Here is a 25,512-nt window from a genome sequence, read left to right as displayed (position 1 = left end):
GAAATATGCAACAAATTCCAATTCAAAACATATATTATCTTCTGTGCTATGCTTGGGACAAGCTTGACGAAAGCGACATTGTTGACGTTAAAGCTATCGGTACTACCGAGCTTATTGATTTATTTGCTAAAATCCTGATAAATTGTACATCCCGTTTATTAAAGCGGGGATTAGATCGCGATTATATTGAAAATGAGTACATTATAAATGGAGTAAAAGGGAAGTTAGATCTTTCTGCGTCGGTTAAAAAAAATACTTTTCCTTCAAATAAAACAATTTGCCAATATGATGAATTCGATTACGATATTCTACATAACCAGATTTTAAAAATGACTATTTCTAAACTTTTAAGGGCAAAAAACCTTGATAAAGAGTTAAAAGACGAATTGCACAGGCTTTTTATAAAAATGCCTCCAATTTCAGAAATTCAAATCCGAAACTCCCATTTTAAACAAGTTCGATTGCATAGAAATAATTACAACTACGAGTTTGTATTAAAGGTATGTCAAATAATTAATGAAAATCTGTTTATTGACGAATCATCGGGAAAATATAAGTTCAAAGATTTTCTTCAAGAAGAGAAAGCAATGGCAAGATTGTTTGAGTCGTTTGTAAGAAACTTTTACAAAATTGAGCAATCGGAATTTTTAGTAAAGAAGGAAAATATAAAATGGAAACTTGTATCCGAAAAAGAAACAGATTTGCTAATGTTGCCTATAATGCCGACTGATATATCACTGATCTCTTCTTCACGCAAAATAATAATTGATACAAAGTATTATAAAGAAGCATTTAAGGCTAGATATTCACAATCGCAGGATAAAATTAACTCAAATCATCTGTATCAGCTGTTTTCGTATTTAATGAATCAGGAGTCAAATATAGAAACAACAAAAAATTGCGAAGGGATTTTGTTATATCCTGCTGTTGGGGGCGACTTCAGGTTTTCTTACACCTATGAAAATCACAGAATTAGAGTATTATCGATAAATTTAGACCAGGACTGGTTTAATATAAAAAGAGATTTGTTAGAAATAATATCTGGTGAGTGAATCAAGATCTCACTGGCGCAACCTCTTTAAACTGCGAGACGGGTCATTAAGGATTCACTCTTATACATTACTAATCTTCTCAAATTTCTCCAAGCTCCCAGCCCAGGTGCTCTTTTATAACGGTATATGCCATTGCGGGCGGGATGATCCCGATATCGGTTACGATCATGTCGATGTATTCGGCAGGGGTGAAGTCAAAAGCCGGATTTCTTACCTGCACGTGAGAAAGCTCTTTCAGGATTGCAGGGTCTACAACTTCATCTATAGATCTTTCTTCGATTTCTATGGGATTTCCGACAATCGTGCTCGGGCTAAACTTGAAGGTCTCGGCAGCGACCATGAAACTTTTTCGGGCTTCATGGGCGGCAAGCGCAAGCTGGGAGGTCCCGATCTTATTTACCAAGGCGCCGTTAGCTGCAATAGCGTCAGCCCCGACGACGACCTTATCCACCTCTTTCATGTAGTAGCGTACCGCAGAATCCACGATCAGGGTTGTGGGAATCCCGAAATCATTAAGGTGGCGGATTGTCAATAAGCCCTGGCACCTGGGGCGGCTTTCGGTGGAAATTACCGAGATGTCTTTTCCGTCTTCAAAGGCTGTGGTGATTATAGAAAGAGCAGCATGGGAGTTGCAGTGAGTCATAATGACGTCCCCGTCCTGGATTCTTCTTGACCCGATTTTCCCGATTTTTCCAAGGGCCCGGTCGGCTCTCTCAATAAAAAGGTTAGCGTTTTCAATGATTTCCTGCCTTGCTTCCTCCACGTCTCCTGAAGAGTATCTTGAAGAGAGTTTTACGGCATTCGGAAGGGAAACGGCTGTCGGGCGGGTGCTGATTAGAAAATTCGAAACTTCTCTTATTCTGGCACTGAATTCTTCCATTGAAGCTGTATCAAGCCCTGCTGCATAATCCCTGATAGCTTCAGCAGCAGCTTTTGCAATCCTGCCTGCACCCCGGATTTCCATTGTCCGGATTTTTTCTGCGGTTTCCTGAACTTTTTGCATGGTATAAGGGATAGTGAGGGTGCAATTTATAACTATCTTCCGGCTGTTCCGGGGTCTGCCCTGACAGGAACTAAATTTCGGTTATTCTGTCAGAAATGTTCCTGTAGTAGGCAAAAAGGTCTTCTCCCCACTGGAGGGCAACCGGATCAAAGCACAGGACATCTTCTTTATGGTCGAAAGTGCCGTCCGAAAAAGGCAGGGTAAGAGAAAGGAACCTGTCAGTAACTACGTGAGAGAGTTCTATTTTGCCATTGCAGACGTAGAAACTGGCGTTTTCGAATTTAAGAAACTCGCCTAGCTCAGCTCCGTACTCTTCTTTTGTTCTTTCATAAACCGGGCGAGTTACAAGGATAGAAATTTCAGCTCCTTTTTTTGCAAAAGCAAGGAAAAGAGAAGGATAAAGAGGGTGAAAAATCGAGGCAATGCCTTTTATTTTATTTGATTTCATAAGGTTTTCCACAAATTCCCTGTGTGGCTCAAAGAGGCGCGTCCTGTCAGGAGGTTCGGAAAACGTGCAGTTTGCCAGTTCTCCTATCCTCTTCCGCAAAGGATCGGGTATGGACTCAACTGCGTGGTTTGCCCAGTATTCATATTTACTTCCGAAAACATTCAGGACATCTATTATTGGCTGCATTCTGCCAGCTACCGCTATCCCAAGAGGAGACAGGCTGTAAACGTCGCCGGTCTTTAAGATCAGGGAGTTTTCTCTCAGCTTTTTTAGTTGAGGAAGAATTGCCACCAGACCTACGTTCAAGCTTTCTCTAATCTCTGAGATCGATTTTGGTCCTTCCCTCAAAAATAAAAGAAGATCTTTCCTTTTTTCGGAGAGAAAAATCAATTCGAGAAGCTGGCTGTTCATGTTTTTGTAATATATGCAGCTACTTGATAAATATCTTCCTCATTTTGCAGCTTCATTTATTCTGAAAGCTTTAACAATTCGCAGGAACCTGGTAAAAGCTTAAAATAAATATTTAGCTATCGCTAAATATAAGTCCCTGACATGAGATCAAATCTTATGGGAGGTATAAAAGAAAATCAGAATGTTCAGGATGGCGATTCAGTCCAATGAATCGGATTTTGAGGCGGCTAAATAATTTAATGCGAAGCAAATTTCAAAGTCGTATAGGTTATATACGTCTATAACATAAAGAGGAAGTCAACGATTAAGAGTTAAGGGGTTTTTCTCTTAATCGTAGGGGTTGAATCACGCGATTGGGAGCCTATCAGAGGTGGCAAAAGGCTCCCAATTATTAATAATCATTTTTAAGGAATTTTGCGTATAGTAAGCTTTAGTTTAAAATCATTTTTACACTACATCGTTTTTACACTAACACATAAGGACAGGATGGATTATTCTTAATTTCTAATATATAAAGTGCACTGAATTAGGTTTGAGGATCTTAGTTAAGTAGTTGCAGATCTGATCTGCGTTTTTCCAGCAGCATCTGAACAGATATAAAAACTCTTAAGTAAGATTTGGACCAGGATTTGATTAGAATTTTAAATTAAGGTTCGGTTAGAGTTTTAAATTAAGATACTCAACCTAATTCAGTAAAGTTTTAAATTAAGATCCTTAAATTAAGACTCGGTTTTTTAAATTAGTGTTTGATGAAAATTGTTAAACCAGGTTTAATTAAACTCTTTAAACTAGAGCCTGATCAAAAATCTAAAACCAGGACTCGACCTTTCTGTGGCTTCAAAAGTGAAATTGTGATGCGGCAGAGATGGTGAACATCCGGAAATCTTACATCCCGAAGGCGAGCCTGCCCTTATTACGAGAGAACTTTTTTGTAACATTAATTGAATAAAAAATCTATAAATAGTATCCAGATAATATGGAATTATTTCGTCAAAGTTAACTACTTCTAACACGAGTCTAAAAAGAAAATTAATAGAAATAAGAGCCAAAAGATCAGGAGTTAAAAATTTGGATTTCGATACTGCAGTACAATTTCATGGACATGTCTGCCCAGGACTTTCCATTGGCTACAGGATAGCAGCACTTGCCGCCAACCACTTCAAAGACCGCAGCAAAGACGAGGAGCTTGTCGCAATTGTAGAAAACCGGTCCTGTGCCGTGGATGCAATTCAGGCAATAAACGGCTGCACCTGTGGGAAAGGAAACCTTATTTTCAAGGACCACGGGAAACACATTTATACGTACTTTAAAAGAGGCGAAAATAAAGCCCTGAGGATTTCCCTGAAACCCGATGCTCTTCCTCAGGACGAAAGGCACACCGCACTTTTTGCAAAATTGAGGGCAGGCACTGCAAGCCCTGACGAGGCACAGGAGTTTCGGGCTTCACACGAAGCAAAAAGCCGGAGAATCCTGGAAATGCCAGAAGAAGAGCTTTTCTGGGTTAAGGAAGTGGAAATTGAGCCGCCTGAAAAAGCCATAATTTACCCCACCCTGATCTGCAGTGAATGCGGGGAAGGTTTTATGGAGCCCCTAGGCAGGGTAAGAAATGGAAAAATTGTTTGCATTCCCTGCTTTGAGGCAAAAGATGAATAAAGATCCTGAGAAATTTCCCGAGAAGATCGAGTTTACCCCTATAGGTTATGTGGAGAATGACTACCTTGAACCGGAGTATAATGAAGAGATCTACGAGAAAGTTTCGAAAATCACCTTGAAAAACGAGCTGACAGATGGGCTTTACAGAATAGAAGAGCTTGAAAAACTCTACATACTTTTTTACTTTAGCCGGTCGAAAGGATATAAACTGATTAACCGTCGTCGTTATGACGGAGAAATAGCAGGAGTTTTTGCAAGCCGGAGTCCGTTCCGCCCTAACGGAATAGGGCTTACCCTTGTAGAGCTTGTGAAAGTAGAAGGTAACGTGCTTTATGTAAAAGGCCTCGACGCAATCAACGGGACACCTGTACTGGATATCAAGCCCTACTTAAAAGAGATTGAGGAAGAAACTAAAAACTAAGAAATTATTTTTTAAACCTTGCCAAAACCCCAAGGTGATCTTCATGATAGGGCATCAGGTCCTTTGCATTAAGAATCTCGAATCCTGGCTCAAAAGCCTGTTCGAGTTTTCTTACTTCTTCCTTAAACACCTCTCTGGGGTTTGCTGCAGTATCAATACTCCGCGCTTTTATGGAGAGCAGAAGGTATCCGTCCTTTTTCAAAAAGCGGACAGCGTTCCTTGCAGCTATTTCAGCCTGGTTGGGCTGTGCAACGTCCTGGAAAATAATGTCCACAGGCTCAACGAGATGAGAGTAACTGTCCGGTTTTCCCGCATCAGCCAGAATCGGGTGGATGTTTTTTCGCCTTGATGCGAGTCCTATAAGGTCTCTCATGCTTCTCGGGGCAAACTCAACGGCATAAACTGCACCTTCCGAAACGATATCAGAGACATGGCTGACCGTTGTGCCTGAAGCCGCCCCCAGGTAAAGCACCTTCGAATTCTCCGTAAGGGGAATATTGAATTTTTTCAGGATCATGGCTCCGAGTTTGCTCCTGCGAGGGTCCCATGTCCTGTACTCAATCCCTTCAACCGGGATCAGCTTTTCTCCATAAACGGTTTTGCCGGGATCAAAATTCTTTGTAGCAAGCTGTTTTTTATCTTTTATAACTTCAAAGATCCCATCTGACAGCTTTTTGACTTCAGGCATTCATTTCCTCCTCTTTTTCTTTGTCTTTGCCCCGCTTTCCTGTCTTTTTTGAGGAGGCCTCGGATTCAAAGTCCTGATCTGCAGGACCTTTGTTTCAAGTTTTTCCGTAAGAGAGGGATCTTTTTTCCCTGAATAGAAATCAATGCGCACAGCAAGGGAAAGCTTGGATGCAACGGCTCTTGCTATTTTTCCCCTTACCCACCAGGGAGCGGTATTTATTAAAGGATGGCTGTAGATGACCCCATGTTTCGGAGATGGGGCCCGAGCCCTGAGATGCTTGAAAAGAGCTTTGCTGGCTCCTATAACCTGAACGGTGCTTGAGGGAAATTCAGCAAGTTTTTCCAGGCTTCCTGCCAGGCTTATCAATCTTGCCCCGAGCATTGGGCCTGCAATAAGTTTCAGGTTGGGTGCGACCAGCTCCATGCTGTTCTCAATATAAGCTTCGGTCTGCCGCCTCCGCTCATAGAGGCTGCGTACGCTTTCTGCGAAACCTTTAAGAAGTACTTCATCTGCAGGTTCAAGCTTTGCACCCATTGAATTTCTGGCTTTTGAATAAAGCGGGCTTTCAGAACCGACATTTTCACGGGAACCGTATTTTACAATAAAAAGTGCAAGGTCTTCTCCGCCTAACCCGCTTTCCGGGAAATAGCCTCCATACCATTCAGAAAGCCTTTCCGAGAGGGAATTTGTTGTTTCATTGATATCGTCCAGGGCTTCTACAGCCTGAATAATTCGCTGGTCAGGAGTGAGAGCGCCTGAGACCTGAAGTTTTGCAGCCTCCAGAGTAACTTCGTGTAAAAGAGAGTAATATTCGGCAGGGGATTCTGTAAAACCACACTCTATAGCCGCGGCTTTGAGGTCAAAGCCTTCAGGAGGAAGGTTCGACCTGCTGTCCCTTAGAGAAAGAGAATTCAGGGCAAGTTCCCGAACGTCTTTTGAAAAAAGCCTGGATTCCAGAATTTCTCCGGCCCTGCCTGTCTCAAGAACGCCAAACCAGGTATTGATTTTCAATCCGGGCCCCCGAAGATCTCCGCACCCCGGTTCCTTGCCTTTGTGAGCAGGGCTTTCCCGCCAAGGGACTCATCAAGCATGCGCTGGACTTCTTGCTGGAGTTTTTTGCCTTCTCTGGCACTTCCGACAATTCCGTAAACTACCGGCCCGAAAGAACTGATACCTGAGCCGCTTGCGCCGTTGTCGCGCATGTAATTCATGATATCCAGAACCGGCTGCGATTGAAGTTCGACTTCCCTTCTCTTAAAGCCTACAGTCTGAAAGTGGTTAATCGCCCTGCCGAAACTTTCAAGGTCTTCCTCCACAAGTGCAGGGAGCAACTGCATAAGGATTACATGGCAAATTTCCTGAACTTCGGCAAGGGGAATTGGGCAAAACTTTTTAAAAAGATCTACTTCTTCAGCATCATGAGCCCCTTTACCGTTAGGAATTGCAAGGACAATAGGCCAATCAGGGAAGTTTTTTCTGAAAAGAACAGGGCCTGGAGGTACATGGCTGGCCGCAGAAGGGGAAAATGCACCTTTATCCTTGAATTTATGCCCCGCATCCAGAATAAAACCACCGTTTTCAAAAGCCGCAACTCCGATTCCGGAAGTGCCGCCCCTGCCGACCGCAACTGCAAGTTCCCGAACACTTTTTCCAAGTCCGTAGATTCTGTTTACGGCTGCTGCTGCTGACAGCGCAGCCTGAGTCCCGGAACCGAGCCCTACATGATCGGGAAGGCTATCATCTATATGGAGCTTTATTCCTTTTCCTGCCGGGAGAAGAGCCTGTGCAGCTTTTCGCATTTTGCCTGCGAGAAGAGGATCACCGATGACTTCGATAGTATCAGCTTCAGTTGCAGAAATTTCCAGGCCGGGAGATTCCAGGGTTATCCCTGCTCCCCCATCGACCCTGCCTAGCTCTGCATTGAGGTCTATCAGGGTAAGATGCAGTCTGGATGGAGACACTACTTTAATCATGTTTATCTGTATCCTCATTACCTATTCATAAAGCTTAGGAGTGAAACTTCCATTTCCCCCAAACTTTTTCCTTAATGATCGAATAAGTAAAAGATAAAGTTTTCCTGTTAAACATGAATTTAAGCATTGGAAAAACCAGAGAATATATCCTTACCCGGATCTCCATCTTCCCCCGGAAATCCAGAATCGGATTCATGAATACAGGGTTAATGGAAAAACTGCAGCGACTGCACCGGCTGTAGGCCAGTCCCGCAACCGAATGTATAAACCCACAAAGCACGCCCGTGTCTGCCGGATCGGAAAGGCCGAAAGTCACGCAGGATTCCAGACGCTTAATTTTGATTCCTTTCAGCAAATCGGAAAATAGACGATACAAAGGTTTTCTGAGGGATCGGTATGCTTCCAGACCCCAGTGAAGTTTTTCTCTGGTGGTCATCCCGGTTTCCGGAGCTTTTTCAGTTTCAGGCTCCTTTTTTCCCCTTATCCTTTCAATTATGCCTCTTTTTTCTTTACTCTCACTTATTTCTATTTCTTTTTCTTCTAGCCTTCTTTCTTCAATCTCTCTTTTTCTTTTCGCTTCAGCCCTATTCTGTACCTCTGCAGTGGTTCGTGTCTTTTCAGTTTCCTCCAGACCGATTTCACTTTGCTCTTCTTTTATTGTTTCACCCTTTTTCGGTTCCTCAGGTCCTTCAAGAGGGCTCTCTCCTTCCCCGGATCCCTCGACTGAAAAGGTATGGGAGAAGAGCAGCCATTTTACAGTGAATAGGCCTCTGAATTCTTTCTTATCTTCCAGACTTAGAGCCTTAAGCTTGAAAGTGAGGCCTATTGCTGTAGAAAGCAGAAATAAAATAAACAGAAAAACCAGCAGGAGAAGAGAGATTACCAACATATTAAACAGGTTTGGGAGAAAAGGATAGTCCTGACTATCCTGAAAGCCCAGATTTGTTAGTTCCGGTCCCTGGAAAAAATCCCTTGAAAGGGTTTAAATTCCAGAAAGTTTAGTGGAAGCATCCCCCTTCTTCAATCTTGACTTCGGTTCCTTCTACGGTTTCCTTTTCCGGAACTTCTTTTTCTTTAACTACCGTTTCCTGGAATTTTTCTTCTTTTTTCTTGCCTCTCATGCCTTTGAGCTTGTCCATAATTTCCGGCACAAGATCAGGAATCGCATTAAGGATTGATCCGGCATCGCCTCGCTCAGAGATTCGGAAGATTCTGGCTTCTTCTTCGGAAAGCATAATGAATGCCACAGGCTCTATCTTCGCACCTGCGCCGCCGCCGCCTCCGTATCCGGATTCAGTATCTTTCTTGCCCTCCCCTCCACCTGCTCCGAAACCCAAACTAATTCTTGAAATTGGAATAATTGTTTTCCCGGCAGCAGTAATAGGGTCTCCTACTACGGTTTTGGTAGTCGCGATTCTCTCAAGTTCGCATGCAATTTCTTTAATAGTGTCTTCTACACCCAACGTTCCATCCCCTTTTTTTGTATATTGTTTGTCTATAAGGATAATAAAGGTTTTCTATAATTTTTTATTTCCAATCTAATTTAAACAAATACTAGATAAATTAAGTTCGGAGTTAATCATATTTAACTAATCCTGCATCGACGGATTTAAAGGCAGTTTCAATTTCAGGAACGTATCTAATTCCTTTTAAAAGCTACTTTTTCTTTTTGAGGTCTGATTTTTCATTTTATTTGTGTACTCGGAGACTTTAAAGATATTTCAGAGAAATTTCATTTCTTGATCTTATATTTTATACTCGGTTTTTCTCATTATTTTCTTCCTTTTCCAATTGTCAGTTCAATTTCCGGAAACATAATGGAAATCGCTTTCCATCTATGCAGGCAGTTACTGCTGATTTTAAAGACGATCAGCAGTTAATTAACTAAGACGATTTCAGAAGTTGAAAAGGAAAGAAAGGAGTTAAATCAAGTTAATAACCTGAATTATCTGTTTACAGGCAAAATAACTTAAGAAATCAGTACATAATAATCGTGAGATTTGAGTATTATTTAAAATCAGCACATTTATATTGTTTTATATTTTAATTCTCAGTTCATTAAATTGATTTAGCTAAAGAATTTTACTACCTGCAAATAAATTCTTTGAATAAGCACATATCCTTACATTTGTGCATTCATATGGGCATCCGGTATAGGTTTTATTTAATAATAGTAGAAGTCTCGCCCAAAACTTCTTTTAATGGAGGAGGAATTTGAATAAATAAATTAACCACTTTACTAGTAGCTTTTCTCATTTTAGTATTAATATCGGGTATCGGAATGGCGGCTGAGATTATTGTCCAGCCAGGAAATTCGATACAAAACGCTGTTAATAATTCGGGTTCAGGCGACGTGATAACCGTAAAACCCGGAACATATACCGAAAGTCTCAAAGTAAGCAAAAGTAATCTTACAATCCGTTCAGAATCTGGAAACCCTGATGATACGATAATTAAAGCCAGGAGTAAAGGCACTAATGTGCTCCTTCTGCAAGGAAGTAATATAAAAATCAATGGATTCAAGATTATTGGAGCAAGCAGCAGCTATGCAGGAATTAATCTGTCCTCATGCAGTAACTGTATAATTGAGAACAATAAACTTTTGAATAACTCGCGTGGGATTTATCTCCTTAAGTCCAGTGGGATCACAATATCAAGGAATAATGCTGCCAATAGTGGAGAATACGGGATTGCGCTTCAAGGTTCCACAGGCAATACCATCTCTGGAAACACGGCTTCGGATAATCAGAGGGGAGTTTACTTAGGCACATCTGACGAGAACACTATCTCAAGTAACACTGTTCAAAGTAACAGTGTTTTCGGTTTCTTTATTTGCGGCCTGAGCGACAAAAACCGCATTTACGATAATTACTTCAATAACGTTAATATGACCATTCGAAGCGGGCAAGGAAACTCCTACAGCACTGCAAAAACAGCAGGTACTAATATTGTTGGTGGGCCATATATCGGAGGCAACTTCTGGGGAAAACCTGATGGCACAGGATTTTCACAAACTGCAGTGGACAGAGATGGAGACGGAATTTCCGATTCCGCTTATACTAGTATAACAGGCAGCATCTACTCGGATTACCTGCCTCTTGTAACTCCTGGATCTGCTCCAATACTCCCTGTTACAGACTTCAGCAGTAATGTCACCTCAGGAATTGCACCTTTGAATGCCGGTTTTACTGATAAAAGTACAGGCGCACCAACTTCATGGGTATGGAGTTTTGGAGACGGAACAAATTCTACACAACAGAATCCTGTACACACTTATTCAAGTGCAGGAAATTACACCGTGACCCTTACGGCAACGAATGCTCAGGGAAGTAACACGACAACAAAAGCCGAGTATATAAAAGTCCAGGGAACAACTTCGCAGGTCCCGGTTGCTGAGTTTTCGGCATCCCCTACTTCGGGAAACGTACCCCTAAGTGTGAGTTTTACTGATGCGAGTACAAACACACCTGCAGTATGGAACTGGAATTTCGGGGATGGGACTAGTTCAGCCGTCCAGAACCCTGCCCACACCTATTCGACAGCCGGGGATTACACTGTAGCGCTTACGGTAAGCAACTCTGCAGGTAATAACACGATAACGAAATCCGGGTACATAAAAGTGACAGCGAACAGTACAACGAATGCAACTATACCTGTTGTAAGCTTCTGGGGGTCACGAACCTCAGGAACGGCTCCTCTAACCATCACGTTTACCGACGCAAGTACAAACACACCTACTGCATGGAATTGGAACTTTGGGGACGGAACGTATTCAACAGTACAGAAACCAAGGCACACTTATTCAAATGCAGGAACCTATTCGGTAACACTTAGTGCAAGTAATGCGGCCGGCACTGCTACGAAGACAAGAGCCAATTATATAAAAGTGACAGCAGCGTCTTTGCAGACACCGACTGCTGCGTTTTCGGCATCCCCGACTTCTGGAAATACGCCTCTTAGTGTGACCTTTACTGACAGCAGTACAGGAACACCTAATGCGTGGAACTGGAATTTTGGAGACGGAACTAGTTCAGCCGTCCAGAACCCTGTCCATACTTATTCGACAGCCGGGGATTACACTGTAGCGCTTACGGTAAGCAACTCTGCAGGTAATAACACGACAACGAAATCCGGTTACATAAAAGTGACAGCAAACAGTACAACGAATGCAACTATACCTGTTGTAAGCTTCTGGGGGTCACGAACCTCAGGAACGGCTCCTCTAACCATCACTTTTACAGACGCAAGTACAAACACACCTACTGAATGGAACTGGAATTTTGGGGATGGAACGTATTCAACAGTACAGAAACCAAGACACACATATTCAAAAGCAGGAACCTATTCGGTAACGCTTAGTGCAAGTAATGCGGCCGGCACTGCTATGAAAACAAGAGCCAATTATATAAAAATAACATAAGTAAAAGCTTTATAAAACAAGGTTGCAAAAAATCTGTTTAATAAACAATTTAATGCCTGAAGTTCAAATATGAACGACAGGCAACTCTTTTTTATCCGATAACAATGTCAGTTTCCAGATTAACAGTCTACGTTTTAGAATATTCAGCTCAAAGGGTTTCAAAGCTTTTCAGCAAGGCTCCCGAGATCCACCCGACTTGAAGCCGGGGACTCAGGCTCCGTTTTTTCCGGATTACCTGTTACCTGTGCAAAAAACTCCTCCACGAGACTTCCCACATCCCTGGGCGCAATATCAATGAACTCTCTCTTTTCTTCAGGCGGGAAATAGTCAAAAACCGAAAATTTGCCGAGTCTACGCACCTGGGAACCCTGATAACGGGAATCGAGGAGAATCCTCACCCCAAAATCTTCCGGAGAACGTACTACCCTGCCCATTGCCTGTCTGACCTTCCGGATTGTCGGCACCTGAACCGCAAACTCCCAGCCTTCGCCACAGCCGAAAATCGTATCATATGCAGACTCGACAGCTTTGATACGGTCGTTTAGGGCCGGATATCCCACTCCAACCACAATTACTGTCCTGCCTCTCGAATCCCTGAAGTCAACGCCTTCACTCAATGTCCCCCAGATATAGGTTATAAGTACGGCTTTTCCTCCCTGCTCCCCTATTCTGAAAAACTCCTCCCGGATTTCCTGGGCTGAAACCCCTGTCTCATCAAGAAAAATAGGAATAGAAAGCTCAGGCTCAAGGAGTTTGGTATAGCGGAGCGCTTCAGCATAGCTCTGGAAATAGATAATTACGTTTCCGGCTGATGCTACAGTAGCTGCAAGCAGGGCTTCTTTCAGGTTCTCAAGCGTCTCGTGGCTGTCCCGATTTTTTGCAAAAAGGGGCGGGACCGAAACCGCAAGTGTAAGCCTTCTTTCCCTGGGAAAGGTCGTGCCGTAGGAAATTTCTTCCACTTCCCTTGAAACGCCAAGTGTGGATTTTATCATTTCAAAGGGCCGGAGTGTAGCCGACATAAGCACTGCCGTATAAACAGAATCAAGCAAAGGCTGGGTCACGTTTTTAGGGATGCACGTGAAGAGTTCAATCCTGCCGGCTACCCTATCGCTTTTGAAATCCCTGCGCACGTTGACGATCGGGTAATAATTCTGCCTGTCCGAAAGCACAAGGTAAGAGGATAGAAAATCGGCAACGTACCGGATCTGGGAACGTTTCGGAACGGAAAGAAGCCCTTTCTTGTAATTTTCCGCATAAATCTCTTCCAGCCTTCCTCCGAACTCGCCAATATCCCGCAGCCGGGTCAGCACCTTTTCCTCATCCCCAAAACCTTCCTTTATTGCGTCCCGCAAGAAGCGGGCTTTCAGGATGTCAAGGCGCTCATAAGGGTCACTTATCTGAATATCCTGCCAGTTCTTTCCAAGCCTGTTCTTTTCCCCGAATTTCAATTTTGAGTCATATGTATCCCTCAGGGAGCCCAGGAGGCAGGTAAACAGCTTTTTCGCATATAGCCGGGCCGCATAGTCCTGGTCAAGAGGAATGCCCCCTCCTGAGCTAGCTCCTGCCCTGAAGAGAGGGGAATTTTCAGGTTCGGGAGTCTCGCCTACTTCCGAAAGGGCTTTTTCAATAGTAAGTTCCGAGAGCATTATTGAAGAATGGGAACGGGCAGATGCTTCAATATTATGTGCCTCGTCAAAAATCAGGATAATATCTTCAGGGTCGCGTTCAAGCCATTTAAGCAGAGTCATGAAAATTTCGGCACTGAGTACGTGATGAAAATTGCAGATTAGAAGTTCGGTATTTTTGAGTTCTTTTTTAAGCAACTCATACCCGCACATATCCCGGTCTTCTGCATATTCCAGTACGTCTTCCGGACTTCTCACATCGGAAAAGAGCCAGGTGGAAAATTCATTTCCTTCAAACTTCAGGACTTCATAAAGCTTTGGGCAGGAATTGTTTCTCAAAGCCTGAGTTTTTTTCCTGGCTTCATTGAGTTCTTTTTCAAGCTCGTTTCTCAGGCCGTACAGGGAAGGATCTTTTGTCCTTTTGTATTTTTCATAGGCATCCTTGAGCTCTTTTTCTTTTGAAGAAACTTCCCGCTCAAGGTCAAGGAGATCGTAGGTGTTTTCCCCTTTGAGCTTGCATTCTTCGTAATCGAGGTTTTCAGGACACATCGACGTTTTGCCCTTAAATACGATTGTTTTTATATCGTTGCCCTGGGAGATTTCTCTTGCCTCGGTTATAAACTGAACCATCTGCTGATGGACATTGGTGACTATAATAACGACCTTATTGAGTTTTTTCCCCACACTCAATGCCGGAGCAAGTGCACTCAAAGTCTTGCCTGTCCCGCAAGCCCCCTCAAAGAGCACGATTTTCTCCTGCAGGAGAGCCGAATGAATTTTCTCCATGGCTTCTGCCTGGTTAGGATAGCAACTTTGTTTTGTAAAATACCGCATATATCCGTTCTTCTGCGTCATACGTTTAACCTGGTACTCTCCGATTTTCGATGTTCTCGGTGACTTTCTTACCTGTCCATCATTCAGGGATTGGACTGTCAAAATTTTTAAATGTTTCTGGATATTATCAAAGAAGTAATGTTAGAGAAGTGTTGTAAATATTCTAAATTCGCTTAGTGTGAGTATATTCGAATTTGTTATATATTCCGGATAAAAGCAGAATCCTATACTAACCTTGAGATACAGAAACAGGATTTACTTTTACTTGTTGCGTGGGCGTTTGTCACTTTAAAACTTTTCGGAGATTACCCCGAAAACCCACATGAACCCGGAGCAGAAAACTACCTGTTGAATAACTGGTGTTTATCGGGATCTACTCTTAATTATTAATCTACCTTTATTCTCAGTCTATTCTTATTCATGGATTATTTTTCTAATCGTTATTCATTTTCTGCCAGGGAGTTATAGCTTATCCAGTGCACATTCTCTTCCAAGGTACTCATTTCCCCATTTGCAAAGAGCGTCCAGGACCGGAAGCACGGTCTTTCCGAATTCGGTTAGAGAGTATTCAACTTTAGGTGGAATCTCGGGATAGACCTCCCTGAGAATAAGCCCATCTTCCTCAAGTTCCCTGAGCTGTTTCGTAAGCATTTTGGGGGAAATACCCTGCATGCTTTGCTGCAACCCTGAAAAACGCAGTTTTTCTGTCCTCAACTGCCAGAGGATAATAGGTTTCCATTTGCCTCCGATTACCTCCAGGGTTGCTTCCACAGGACACTGGTAGTGCTTATTGTTCCGTATCTCACTTGCCATATGCTCACATAGTATCCATTTTGTTAGTTAGTATCCGGATTGTATGTATAGTATATAAGTATAGTTGCTGCAAATTAGATATTAAATAAATACGTCTACTTAAAAAAGAAGAATCCGGCATAAGTTCAAAAATTAATCCGGTGTAAGTTCAAGAGAAACTAAACTCAGGTAAGATTCATTTTAAGAAATTAGAGGATGAATAAAATGAAAGTTATAGGTATTGTTGGAAGTCCCCGAAAGAATGGAAATACGAATATTCTTGTTCAGCAGGTCCTGGAAGGCGCAGCCGAAGCGGGTGCCGAAACCCGGACATTTATTCTCAACGAGATGAACTATAGAGGCTGCCAGGCCTGCGACTATTGTAAGAGCCACGACAGATGCAAGCTTGAAGATGACCTTATGGAAGTATTCGATGAGCTTGCATTAGCGGACGGAGTTATTTTCGGTTCTCCGATTTACTTTGGGCAGTTTACAGGCCAGATGCGGCTCTTCCTTGACCGCTGTTATTCCCTTATAAACGCGGACTTCTCACCCCGCCTCCCTGCCGGGAAGAAAGCCGTGATTATAGGAACTCAGGGAGCTCCTGATCCGGCAGCTTTCAAAGGGGTCTATGAGGAGTTCAAAGGGCAAATTTCCAGCTTCATGTGTATGGACGTAAAGGATACCCTTGTAGGGGTTGGCTATCACGCTCCTGGAGAAGTAAAAGAGAATATTGAGCTTATGGAAAAAGCGAAAAACACAGGCTTTAATCTGTTCACGTAAGGAAGAATAAAGAAAGAAATCCTGAAAGAAATACTGAGAACGAAGTCCACGGACTTCTACACCCATCTTTTTTCTAAAAAGAAGAAAGGAGGCACTCGTATGGATACTCTTGAAGCAATTCACACTCGGAGAAGCATTCGAAAATACACAGACCGGCCGGTTCCGCAAGAGCTTGTTACCGAAATGCTCCAGGCTGCCATGAGCGCTCCGTCTGCAGTCAATGCCCAGCCCTGGGTCTTCATTGTTATCGATGATAGGAGACTCCTTGATGAGATTCCCACGTTCAGTCCCTACGCGGGCATGTGCAGGGAAGCTCCTCTTGCAATCCTGGTCTGTGGAGATATAACGCTTGAAAAGGCTCCCGGATACTGGGTTCAGGACTGCTCAGCAGCTACCCAGAACCTCCTGCTTGCAGCTCATGCTGCCGGGCTTGGGGCAGTTTGGACCGGAATTTATCCTGTAAAGGACCGGGTTGAAGGTTTTCAAAAAGCCCTGGGACTGCCTGAACATGTAATTCCTCTGGCTTTTGTACCGGTAGGTTATCCTGACCAGAAACCCGAACCTGAGAACCGGTACAGAGAAGAGAAAGTTTATCACAACAGGTACGGCCTGAAGGGAGAATGAAGCCATATTTTGTTAAGAAGCTGGTGATTTATTGACAATAAGAGTGGTTGCAAAAAATTACGTCAAACCTGCGAAGGCTCAGGAATTCATGGGGTTGTGTAAAAACCTTATTGAAGCAACATTAAAAGAAGAAGGCTGCATAGAATATGGGCTATATCAGGAAATGGAGGATTCAGGAGTCCTGACGTTCTTAGAAGAGTGGAAAGATGAAAAAAGCTTGGACCAACACTTAAACTCCAATCATTTTAAGGAAATCTTTCCTTTGTTTTCAGAATATCTTGAAAAAGAAACTGAGGTTAATATATACAGAAAAACACTGTGATTTACCTGGTTTATCTAGCTATGATTTTCCAGTATGATTTATTCAGCTGTGGTTATTCAACTGTGAATTACAGATTGCGCTTTACCTGGCTCTGAGTTATCTGGCTACAATTTATCCGGGTGTGGTTTATCTGTTTCATTCCTTGAATTCTACTCCCGAGCACTTTTCAGAAAGAGCAGTATCAGGCTCGATACAATAGTGAATACGTAAGTCGGAAGGGGGAAAGTAGCCACGACAGAGAAAATCAAGATTAATAACAACATATTCGTCTATCCCATGCCAGTAACCCTTCTAGGGGCTAACGTTAAAGGAAAAGCTAATTTTATGGCCCTTGGCTGGGTCAGCCGCGTAAATGCAAACCCTCCCATGATTGGAGTGGGAGTCCACAAATCCCATTATACGCCGCATGGTATAAAGGAAAACAGGAGTTTCAGCCTCAATTTTCCCTGTGCTGAAATGGTTCGGGAAACCGATTACTGTGGGCTTGTTTCCGGAGAGAAGATTGACAAGTCAGAGCTGTTTGGGGTATTCTACGGGGAATTAGAAACAGCGCCTATGATCAAAGAGTGCACCCTGAACCTTGAGTGCAGGCTGGCCGAAAGCCTGGAATTTCCAACAAATTACTTTTTCGTGGGGGAAATTGTTGCCGCTTATTCCGAAGAAAGTTATCTCACCCAGGGGAAGCCCGACATCAAGAAAATGGAACCCCTGCTCCTTACCATGCCTGACAACAGTTATTGGACTGTGGGAGACTATGCCGGAGCTGCCTGGAATATAGGAAAAAGCCTGAAAGGGAATGAATGAGAAGAAATAAAAATAGTGCACGTGAGGAGTGTAGAAATGAAAGTTGTTGCGTTTAATGGAAGTCCTAGAAAGGAAGGGAATACGGCTGCTCTTATAAAGCACGTTCTCGCAGAACTTGAAAAGGAAGGAATAGAGACCGAAACCGTGCAGGTTGGAGGAAAGAGCATTCACGGCTGCATAGCCTGCGGGAAATGTCATGAGAGCAAAGACAAAAAATGCGTAATTGACAAAGATATAGTCAACGAATGCATTGAAAAGATGCTCGAAGCCGATGGGATAATCCTGGCTTCACCCACCTATTTTGCAGACCTGACTCCCGAACTTAAAGCCCTGATCGACAGGGCAGGTTTCGTTGCTAAAGCCAACAGTGAAATGTTCAGGTATAAAGTAGGAGCAGCAGTCGTTGCAGTAAGAAGGGCGGGATCGATTCATGTTTTTGACTCCATCAACCATTTTTTCACAATTTCCCAGATGATAATCCCGGGATCAAGCTACTGGAATATGGGAATCGGGCTTGTCGAAGGGGATGTTGAAAAAGACGAAGAAGGCATTCGGACAATGCAGACCCTGGGTCAGAATATGGCCTGGTTACTGAAGAAGCTAAACGCATAAGTTAGAGCCAGCCGCCCGAATCCCGTCTCGGGAGACGGGACCCTTCTTAAAAAGAGTTGGGATTTTCGGTCAAGCCTTTTTTGAAAAGGGTTGTGACCCGCCACTCGCTGGCGAAGATGAGCATTGATTCTTTTCTAAGCTGGCCTATAAGGCATATATTTGCTTTTTTTGCGGCTTCAACGCCTGAGTCGAAGGGCATGGCTTTGGTGGCGATAAGAGGTATTCCTGCCCTTGCTGCTTTTGTGACCATATAGGCGGGCTGCCTGCCTGTGGAGAGCATATAATGTTGTGAGAGGTCGAAGCCCTTGAGAAGGGCAGCTCCTATGGCTTTGTCTATGGCGTTGTGCCTCCCGATATCGACAATCTGGATTGCGAGTTTTCCTTTTCTGTCTATCAGGGCTGCCAGGTGGGTCCCTCTGGTTAGTTTGTAGGTTTCAGATTCAAGGTATTCTATACCTGCAAAGACGGCTTGCGACTCAAAAACGGAGCCAGAATCAACAAAAATTCCTCTGCTGGCCTTTTCTTCTTTTTCAGCTTCTCCGGCTTCCTCGGCGGTTCTGGTGCTGAGGGCCGGTTTATCCTTTCGGGTCAGGATATGAACTTCGCCGCCTTCTATCTCAACGTTTTCAATTTCCCTGAAACTTACAACTCCTTCTGTGATAAGGTGGCCGACTGCAAGCTCTTTCAGTTCGAGTGGAGAGGCGAAAAGGGTCGTAAAGAAATTTCCGTCGAGAAAAAGTTTAACAGGGCATTCCCTTGCGAGCAGCACTTTAACATCTTCGGCCCTGCCGTCAGAATGGATTCTTTTCGCAGGGTAAGAAATTGTGTATTTTTCAGGCATATGGATCTGTTTTCTCGCTTTTTCAGTGTATGGCGAACATATGTACCCATATGCCTTTTTCTTTTCCGTCAGCTAAGGTAGACTGCAAGGTAGTCGATGTTTATGTTTTTTCCATTTCCACTTGCCGAGTTAATTTTTAGATTGAATGTAAGGTTTGATGGATCGCTTATTGATATATTGGTAGTCTGGTTGTATAAATACCAGGTATTTTGACTATTACCGGTCATTATTGGAAGCGCTTTACCTGCGATAGTCATACTCTGATATGATGGACTATTAAATGTAGGTTGATAAATCATTATCAATGTAACTGAATTAGGTGGGTAAGGTTCGAGTTTTGTGGAGTTATTAAATCCAAATGTTAAGTTTAGTGGACTGTTAAGATTGTAGGGATAATAGTTAGAGAACGAATATGTACCAAAAGGTTCTCCTGTGCTTTGTGTTGAAATATTCACTCCTGAGCCATAGTCCATCAGTGCAGATAAGTTTACTCCTGTAACAGAAACTGTATTAAAATAATATAATTTCTTCATATTTCCAATCACATCTGTGCTGTGATCATAACTGAAATAGGACTTACGCACTTGAAGTACAATATCAAGCAACTTCGGGGTTGTGACTGGTTTAGTGTTTTAAACAGCTGGAGGTTTAATGCTATTGATTTCTCAGTTCAACTGCGTAAGTCCTGTGAAATTACTTACGGTTCCAAGTTCGGCACCTATTGTGGCTTTACTTATATAGAACCTTTCAAGGGTCTTGGTGCTATTGGGCAGGAAAGAGAATCGCACATGGCCGGAACCATTCAGATATTGGACAGTATAATCTTCTCCATCTGTGAGGTTTTTATCTTGCGCAATTTTATTGAAATATGCAATCCACGCGCCCGGATACCTTGTAGCAATTGTCAGGTTAAAGGCGTTGATACTTATACTTGAATTATTGCTATCGTACACAGATTCTGTTGTGTATCCTGTTAGTTTAAGTGGAATGATAGTATTTGAGGAAATAGAATCACGCTTGCCTGAAAGTTGAACTGCCTGAATTATGACTGTGCAATTGTTGTTAGTTTCGTTTTTTATTATAGTGAATGTAGGCGGCTGCCTTATCACCGAGCCTTTATCGTTAGCAAGAATCAAGGCTCCGTTTTCATACCTGAAGATCTGATCCGGATACTGCCTGTTTTCAGAGTAGCAGGTGACTCCTCCACACTCAAGAGTATAAGGCTTTATCGTTTGGGAAGGACTGCGCGGTACTATTGTCATTGCATACCTTTCGGTATTCACTTCAAATTTTCCATCCGATTTCGAAGGCTCTAAAAAAGGGATTTGCCCTCCCCCCATATCAACTGGCACATTTACCGAAATATTATGACTCGAATAATTGTTTAATTTCGTGAGCCTGGAAAGTATATCGATATTTGTTTTCACTCCCGCCATGTCATCCAATGTATTATACATATGGTCCCTTTCAGCGGCGTTTTTCCAATCAGGAACATATTCAAGCTTGACTACTGCAATCATTGTAAATACGAGAGCTAAGAGCAACACTGCTGCGAGAGCTGTTGCAGCAGCAGATTCAGACTTTGAAAAACGGGACATGCCACCCTCTTTCCTATCTCCAGTCTCTTTTCTTGTCATAATGATTTTAGGGAGCATTTTCCAGACCCTTGAGTTGTGACTTTTATTTATTCTTAAGTTTTTATTCTATTTTACCTTCAAATTTATCTCAGCTTAAGCCGATTCCGGGCTCGGCCTTGACCTCGGTCTCACTTACATACAGCCTCAGGATGTCAGGATTTGAAGGCTTTTTATCTTTTCCTGTGCTTGTTTCTGGTGTTACAGTGAAAGTAAAACGCACATTGTTACCAGTCAGCCTTTCAACGTTGTATTTTTCCGAGCCTATTTTTGAATCTTCCATCGTGTTATTAAAATACTGCATCCAAGTCTCTGGATAGTTTGAAGTAATTATCAGTATAAACTTGTCTACGCTCACCAATTCGCCAGTCTTACTATCATAGCCCAGGTCACCTCTCTCACTATCAAATAGTGATTTGTAATTAATTCCTGTAAGGCGGAGGGAGCCCTCGCTATTTGAAGAAATCATTTCAAGGGGAGCATGGGGATCCTGACAGACACTTACCGTGTTTATCGAAACATTATATTCGTGATGTCCACTGGTTGATACATTGGAGAAGTGGATCGAAGGATAGAGCATCATAACTGACTGCTCGTTCTGGTTAAGGATCACGGCTCCGTTTTCATAACTGAAAACCTGATCCACATAGTGATTATTCTGAGAAGTGTAAGTAACAGTGCCACAATCGAGAGATATGACTTTAGGAACGGTATCAGGATTTACTATTATGCTCATCACGCATTTACCCTTGTTTACAGCAAGAGTCCCACTGGACTTCATTGAGCCTATATATGGAATGTCTCCGCCGCCCATATGGAAAGACACACTCGTTACAAACTTGGGGACTGCATAATTTGAATATAGGGGATTAATAGGAGAGGAATTTGAATACATATCATCAAGAGGGGAGAAATATGAGTTTGAAGCCAGGACGATTGACATCACATCTATTCTTGACTTAAGTTCTGCCATATCTTCCCATACATCATCCATATGAGAGTATTCGGCATCGTTTTTCCAATCCGGGATACATTCTACCCATAGGATAGTTAATACCGAAAATATGATTCCTAGCAGCATTACTGCCCCAATAACAGTTGCTGTTGCAGATTCAGAATTGGAAAAAATCTTTTTTCCTGATCTGGACCTGCTTTCATCGTAATTTCTCATTTATCTCAACCCCCTGGCTTTAACTCCTTATCGAGTTAGCTCTCCACGTGAATACCAATAAAATCAACCCAGCCAATTTTATTGTCACTGGCTGCCTTACCAAATGCTGAAAATCTGACTGTAAGATTTCTAAGTTCTTCGACTGTACCTACATGACTTGTAATATCGATTGGATACAACTCCTCATCGCAAGTAGTCGTGTCTTTATATAGAGGCATGCCAGGCCCAGCAACAATTATCCATTGATCCGGGTTTTTATCGTTAATTTCAAGCGTCAAGTCTTTTTGGCTGAAGTCGTGTGCTGTATATACTATTTTTAAAAGGACTTTTGTTAACGGATTTTTAAGGTCCAATCCATATTCATCTATACCAAAAGTGAAATTTTCACTAGACCATTGGTCTTTATACATCTGACAATCCGTCTGTATGTTGTCACCGATTCCGTCAACCAGCTCGGTGGGCAGCCATTCTTTTGTAGAGTTATCATATATACTCCCATAAGGGTGAGGAGTAATCCAGTAAGGGAAGTTACTTTCCCTGTTACCGTTCTGAAGCACTGCTTTCTGGATCACCTGCTGAGATGGTATGTCCACAAAGAACATGTCTATGTCTTGACTACTCTTGAGGTCGTAACCAGTATCAATTGCAATGCAATCCCCAAGCATGAAAATATTTTTACTGGAATCAGGGGCATTAGGATCCAATTTTTTGACTGTGAAGGTAGAACTGTCAAACGGAGACTTAGGAATCGGCTGTCCTTCGACGTAGATTGCTATTTTGATTGCTGACAGATCAATGGTTTCTCCTCCGCTATGTGTGATATACACGTAGTTGGTAGTTATATTGAGATTTTCACGCAGGTCTGTATTCGGAGTATGTTCCGGCTTCACAGCTCCCCCATCGGAAAAAACGGCCATGGCTACTCCAGAAAGGGCTATAACGACTATACTTATCATGAGTAGTTGCCCATATACCTCTGAAACTGCCTGGCAGTTCTTGCCAAGTGCCCTGAACTTTTTACCCTGCACGATAAAAATCACCTTCTAAAAATTTAATTATCAACTTTCTAAACTGTTTCTAATTGAATATTAACCTGACTGTCTGAGAAAAATTATTAAAGTAGAACTGCTAATAGATATCTTGCTGAAATAAATCAATAAGTCAGAGTAAACAATCCTATATCACATTCAGCAAAAATTTATATACTTATGAAAAGTAGGATGATATGAAGTAAAAAATTAAAGAATGTTAACTATGCATTTCAGGTGTTAAAGGTATCTGGCAGGCTGTCCTGTCCGAATACATTTAACCAGGAGGGAGAAACATATGGATTTTAAGAAATTGTTTATGAATAATAAAGCAGTTTCCCCGGTTATCGGTGTTATCCTGATGGTTGCAATAACCGTCATCCTCGCCGCAGCAATCGGATCTTCCGTCTTTGGACAGGGAACTGCCGAATCCGCACCACAGGCGAATCTAGATATTCAACAAGCCGGTATCGGCGCTGCTACTAGTTATACTGGTAATGTAGCATCTATAAAAATCGAGCACCTTGGCGGAGACACAATTAATTTTGCATCCGGAACAAAAGTTGTGGCATCTGTTAATGATGGAAATTCTAAAACGCTTGACGTTAGTAGTCTTACTGATCCCTTAGATGTTGGTGATGTTCAGACACTCAAGTTGGTTACATCGTCTAGTGCTCAGCTTACGGATACTGGTACTACTGATTACATTAGTTCTGGTGATACTGTCAATATCAAAATTATCGATGTAAAAACCAATCAGCTCATCTGTGACAAAAATGTAAGGTTCTAAACAGGAATTTAAGCACCTCAATAAGGTGCTTTCCTCTTTCTTTTATTCAGTTGCTTTTTTCAGGAATTTTCTTGTTATCTTCAGGCACGGACTTTTACAGAATTACTTCTATAGTAAACTCAAGTAATTACACTTTTAAAAACTAATTATAGTTTAAAAAGTAAATATTTACACTTAAATCACTACATGTTTTATAACTACGAAAAACACAGACGTGCAGGAAAAATCCAATCAGACCCTATAACCATGGAAAACAGGGAAAGCACGGAAATCTCTGTGCCCTCATTTCCTTTATTCTGTGTTTCCTGTGCTTTCAGTGGTTCTAACTCACTCTAGATTTAACCACGAAGGGCATAGAAGAACTCAATCAGGACACATTAACCACGGAAAATACGGGAAGCACAAAAGTTTCTGCGCCAATACCTCCTTTCTTCCGTGTTTTCCGGGCTGTAGGTTGTTCAACTTTTGTCTGGGATTATAGGCAACTCAATAATTAACCGCACTTTCAAGCGTCATTCACAGTTATCTTTCTTGTTTATGTGCAAATATTTTCTGCGTTGACTGCGGTTAAGTTTTTTATCTTCATTTAATCGAAGCCGATTGGCTCCAGCCGTGCATCTGCCCGGGAAAAGAACGAGCGAAAGATGCTATTCAGGTTACTCGGGAATGATATCAACCGTTTAGCTGCAGAACATGTTTTTTGGAAAAGGGAAAATACTGTATGGTGTTGTCTGGGATTGTAGTCTTTGCCTTTATGGAGATTAATAAATATGGCTGAGTTTTTGAATATTAATACAATGTACAAAAATTATTAAAGCCCGACTGCGACTAAATGCCTTGATGAAAAAAGTCAATCAGTAGGCACAAACAATATTTTAAAACATTGAGCAAAAATTTAAATAGAAACGAAGAATAAGATAGCATAACGTTAAAAAATTAAAAATAGTTTGATTATGCATTTTAGTGTTTAAAGTATCTGGCAGGCTTTCCTGTCCAAATACCTTTGATCTGGAGGGAGAAATATATGGATTTCAAGAAATTGATTATGAATAATAAAGCAGTTTCCCCGGTTATCGGTGTCATTCTGATGGTTGCAATAACCGTCATCCTCGCTGCCGCAATTGGATCTGCCGTCTTTGGACAGGGAACTGCACAATCCGCACCGCAGACAAACCTCGATATTAAATCAGCTAGTACTACTACTGCTACTCCTGCTCCAGTATCTGTAAAAATAGAGCATCTTGGCGGAGATTCTATTCATTTCGAGACAGACAAACAAACAAAAGTTATGGCTTCCCTTGAAGGTGCTGACGCTGTTGAGATTGGTGCTACGAGCCTTAATACTATGAGCGTTGGTGATGTAAAGACACTGCCGTTGACAGCCATGGATTCGACTAAGACTCCTAACGTTAAGTCTGGTGATACTGTCAATATCAAATTCATCGATGTAGCAACCAGTCAGCTTATTTGCGACAAGGATGTAAGATTCTAAAAACAAATTTAAGCACCTGATTAAGGTGCTTTTTCTCTTTCTTTACTCAATTTGCTTCTATCTTGAATTTTTTTCCCTATTTAGTCTCTTT

Annotated in this window: 25 protein-coding genes; 11 read left to right on the top strand and 14 right to left on the bottom strand. The window is 42.3% G+C overall.

Going from position 1 to position 25,512, the window contains the following annotated elements:
• The first annotated feature begins 5 nt into the window (after positions 1–5).
• Positions 6–1,052: a 5-methylcytosine-specific restriction endonuclease system specificity protein McrC gene (mcrC, locus tag ACPK8D_RS01815; RefSeq protein WP_424716129.1), complete on the top strand. Its 1,047-nt coding sequence runs from the start codon at positions 6–8 to the stop codon at positions 1,050–1,052.
• Positions 1,053–1,131: 79 nt separating this feature from the next.
• Here mcrC and ACPK8D_RS01810 read toward each other — a convergent pair whose 3' ends face one another.
• Together ACPK8D_RS01810 and ACPK8D_RS01805 are read right to left on the bottom strand one after the other, a co-directional pair.
• On the bottom strand, positions 1,132–2,055 hold the full coding sequence (locus ACPK8D_RS01810) for a ribose 1,5-bisphosphate isomerase (RefSeq protein WP_424716128.1): 924 nt from the start codon (positions 2,053–2,055) through the stop codon (positions 1,132–1,134).
• Positions 2,056–2,125: 70 nt separating this feature from the next.
• Positions 2,126–2,914 (bottom strand): helix-turn-helix transcriptional regulator, encoded by a 789-nt coding sequence (locus ACPK8D_RS01805; protein WP_424716127.1) that lies wholly within the window; start codon positions 2,912–2,914, stop codon positions 2,126–2,128.
• A 1,068-nt stretch (positions 2,915–3,982) separates the two neighbouring features.
• Between ACPK8D_RS01805 and ACPK8D_RS01800 the strand changes: the two genes are divergently transcribed.
• Together ACPK8D_RS01800 and tsaA are read left to right on the top strand one after the other, a co-directional pair.
• The gene (locus ACPK8D_RS01800; protein ID WP_424716126.1) at positions 3,983–4,567 is read left to right on the top strand and encodes an FmdE family protein; all 585 of its coding nucleotides are present in this window, start codon (positions 3,983–3,985) and stop codon (positions 4,565–4,567) included.
• Positions 4,560–4,988 (top strand): tRNA (N6-threonylcarbamoyladenosine(37)-N6)-methyltransferase TrmO, encoded by a 429-nt coding sequence (gene tsaA / locus ACPK8D_RS01795; RefSeq protein ID WP_424716125.1) that lies wholly within the window; start codon positions 4,560–4,562, stop codon positions 4,986–4,988. The genes ACPK8D_RS01800 and tsaA overlap by 8 nt, the downstream gene beginning before the upstream one ends.
• Positions 4,989–4,992: 4 nt before the next feature.
• On the opposite strand, the gene ACPK8D_RS01790 is transcribed toward tsaA, so the two are convergent.
• The 5 genes from ACPK8D_RS01790 to ACPK8D_RS01770 form a co-directional block, all read right to left on the bottom strand.
• Entirely contained in the window at positions 4,993–5,676 is a 684-nt protein-coding gene (locus tag ACPK8D_RS01790; protein ID WP_424716124.1) for a fibrillarin-like rRNA/tRNA 2'-O-methyltransferase, read from the bottom strand.
• Positions 5,677–6,687: an NOP5/NOP56 family protein gene (locus tag ACPK8D_RS01785; protein ID WP_424716123.1), complete on the bottom strand. Its 1,011-nt coding sequence runs from the start codon at positions 6,685–6,687 to the stop codon at positions 5,677–5,679.
• Positions 6,684–7,649 carry a beta-ribofuranosylaminobenzene 5'-phosphate synthase gene (locus ACPK8D_RS01780; protein ID WP_424716122.1) on the bottom strand — a complete coding sequence of 322 codons (966 nt, stop codon included), beginning with the start codon at positions 7,647–7,649 and terminating at the stop codon, positions 6,684–6,686. Before ACPK8D_RS01780 ends, ACPK8D_RS01785 begins: the two co-directional genes overlap by 4 nt.
• Before the next feature lie 34 nt (positions 7,650–7,683).
• Positions 7,684–8,538, bottom strand: coding sequence for a DUF2953 domain-containing protein (locus ACPK8D_RS01775; protein ID WP_424716121.1), 855 nt, complete (start codon positions 8,536–8,538; stop codon positions 7,684–7,686).
• Between the two features lie 109 nt (positions 8,539–8,647).
• Positions 8,648–9,112, bottom strand: coding sequence for a GerW family sporulation protein (locus tag ACPK8D_RS01770; RefSeq protein ID WP_424716120.1), 465 nt, complete (start codon positions 9,110–9,112; stop codon positions 8,648–8,650).
• A gap of 818 nt (positions 9,113–9,930) precedes the next feature.
• On the opposite strand from ACPK8D_RS01770, the gene ACPK8D_RS01765 reads away from it, so the two are divergent.
• Positions 9,931–12,069 (top strand): PKD domain-containing protein, encoded by a 2,139-nt coding sequence (locus ACPK8D_RS01765; RefSeq protein WP_424716119.1) that lies wholly within the window; start codon positions 9,931–9,933, stop codon positions 12,067–12,069.
• 158 nt (positions 12,070–12,227) lie between these two features.
• Here the strand turns inward: ACPK8D_RS01765 and ACPK8D_RS01760 are convergent, their stop codons facing one another.
• Positions 12,228–14,549 carry an ATP-dependent DNA helicase gene (locus tag ACPK8D_RS01760; RefSeq protein ID WP_424716163.1) on the bottom strand — a complete coding sequence of 774 codons (2,322 nt, stop codon included), beginning with the start codon at positions 14,547–14,549 and terminating at the stop codon, positions 12,228–12,230.
• 441 nt (positions 14,550–14,990) lie between these two features.
• Positions 14,991–15,341, bottom strand: coding sequence for a winged helix-turn-helix transcriptional regulator (locus ACPK8D_RS01755; RefSeq protein ID WP_424716118.1), 351 nt, complete (start codon positions 15,339–15,341; stop codon positions 14,991–14,993).
• A 204-nt stretch (positions 15,342–15,545) separates the two neighbouring features.
• On the opposite strand from ACPK8D_RS01755, the gene ACPK8D_RS01750 reads away from it, so the two are divergent.
• From ACPK8D_RS01750 to ACPK8D_RS01730, 5 genes are all read left to right on the top strand, one after another.
• The gene (locus ACPK8D_RS01750; RefSeq protein ID WP_424716117.1) at positions 15,546–16,103 is read left to right on the top strand and encodes a flavodoxin family protein; all 558 of its coding nucleotides are present in this window, start codon (positions 15,546–15,548) and stop codon (positions 16,101–16,103) included.
• 99 nt (positions 16,104–16,202) lie between these two features.
• Positions 16,203–16,727 carry a nitroreductase family protein gene (locus ACPK8D_RS01745; protein ID WP_424716116.1) on the top strand — a complete coding sequence of 175 codons (525 nt, stop codon included), beginning with the start codon at positions 16,203–16,205 and terminating at the stop codon, positions 16,725–16,727.
• A 31-nt stretch (positions 16,728–16,758) separates the two neighbouring features.
• Positions 16,759–17,049 carry a putative quinol monooxygenase gene (locus ACPK8D_RS01740; RefSeq protein WP_424716115.1) on the top strand — a complete coding sequence of 97 codons (291 nt, stop codon included), beginning with the start codon at positions 16,759–16,761 and terminating at the stop codon, positions 17,047–17,049.
• A 276-nt stretch (positions 17,050–17,325) separates the two neighbouring features.
• A complete protein-coding gene (locus ACPK8D_RS01735) occupies positions 17,326–17,853 on the top strand; it encodes a flavin reductase family protein (RefSeq protein ID WP_424716114.1) in 528 nt (175 codons plus the stop codon).
• 36 nt (positions 17,854–17,889) lie between these two features.
• The gene (locus ACPK8D_RS01730; RefSeq protein ID WP_424716113.1) at positions 17,890–18,465 is read left to right on the top strand and encodes a flavodoxin family protein; all 576 of its coding nucleotides are present in this window, start codon (positions 17,890–17,892) and stop codon (positions 18,463–18,465) included.
• Positions 18,466–18,511: 46 nt separating this feature from the next.
• On the opposite strand, the gene fdhD is transcribed toward ACPK8D_RS01730, so the two are convergent.
• The 5 genes from fdhD to ACPK8D_RS01705 all read right to left on the bottom strand — a co-directional run bounded on the left by fdhD (position 18,512) and on the right by ACPK8D_RS01705 (position 23,139).
• Positions 18,512–19,306: a formate dehydrogenase accessory sulfurtransferase FdhD gene (fdhD, locus tag ACPK8D_RS01725; RefSeq protein ID WP_424716112.1), complete on the bottom strand. Its 795-nt coding sequence runs from the start codon at positions 19,304–19,306 to the stop codon at positions 18,512–18,514.
• Positions 19,307–19,374: 68 nt separating this feature from the next.
• Entirely contained in the window at positions 19,375–19,851 is a 477-nt protein-coding gene (locus ACPK8D_RS01720) for a hypothetical protein (protein WP_424716111.1), read from the bottom strand.
• A 120-nt stretch (positions 19,852–19,971) separates the two neighbouring features.
• Positions 19,972–20,961 (bottom strand): DUF7289 family protein, encoded by a 990-nt coding sequence (locus tag ACPK8D_RS01715; RefSeq protein WP_424716110.1) that lies wholly within the window; start codon positions 20,959–20,961, stop codon positions 19,972–19,974.
• Between the two features lie 70 nt (positions 20,962–21,031).
• Entirely contained in the window at positions 21,032–22,111 is a 1,080-nt protein-coding gene (locus ACPK8D_RS01710) for a hypothetical protein (protein WP_424716109.1), read from the bottom strand.
• A 35-nt stretch (positions 22,112–22,146) separates the two neighbouring features.
• Positions 22,147–23,139 carry a type IV pilin N-terminal domain-containing protein gene (locus ACPK8D_RS01705; protein ID WP_424716108.1) on the bottom strand — a complete coding sequence of 331 codons (993 nt, stop codon included), beginning with the start codon at positions 23,137–23,139 and terminating at the stop codon, positions 22,147–22,149.
• 298 nt (positions 23,140–23,437) lie between these two features.
• Between ACPK8D_RS01705 and ACPK8D_RS01700 the strand changes: the two genes are divergently transcribed.
• Both ACPK8D_RS01700 and ACPK8D_RS01695 read left to right on the top strand, forming a co-directional pair.
• Positions 23,438–23,929 carry a type IV pilin gene (locus ACPK8D_RS01700; protein ID WP_424716107.1) on the top strand — a complete coding sequence of 164 codons (492 nt, stop codon included), beginning with the start codon at positions 23,438–23,440 and terminating at the stop codon, positions 23,927–23,929.
• 1,024 nt (positions 23,930–24,953) lie between these two features.
• Positions 24,954–25,421 (top strand): type IV pilin, encoded by a 468-nt coding sequence (locus tag ACPK8D_RS01695; RefSeq protein ID WP_424716106.1) that lies wholly within the window; start codon positions 24,954–24,956, stop codon positions 25,419–25,421.
• The last annotated feature ends 91 nt before the right edge of the window (positions 25,422–25,512 follow it).

The sequence above is a fragment of the Methanosarcina sp. genome, assembly GCF_049706645.1.
Classification (GTDB): Archaea; Halobacteriota; Methanosarcinia; order Methanosarcinales; family Methanosarcinaceae; genus Methanosarcina.
This window is presented reverse-complemented; position numbering and strand designations above follow the sequence as displayed.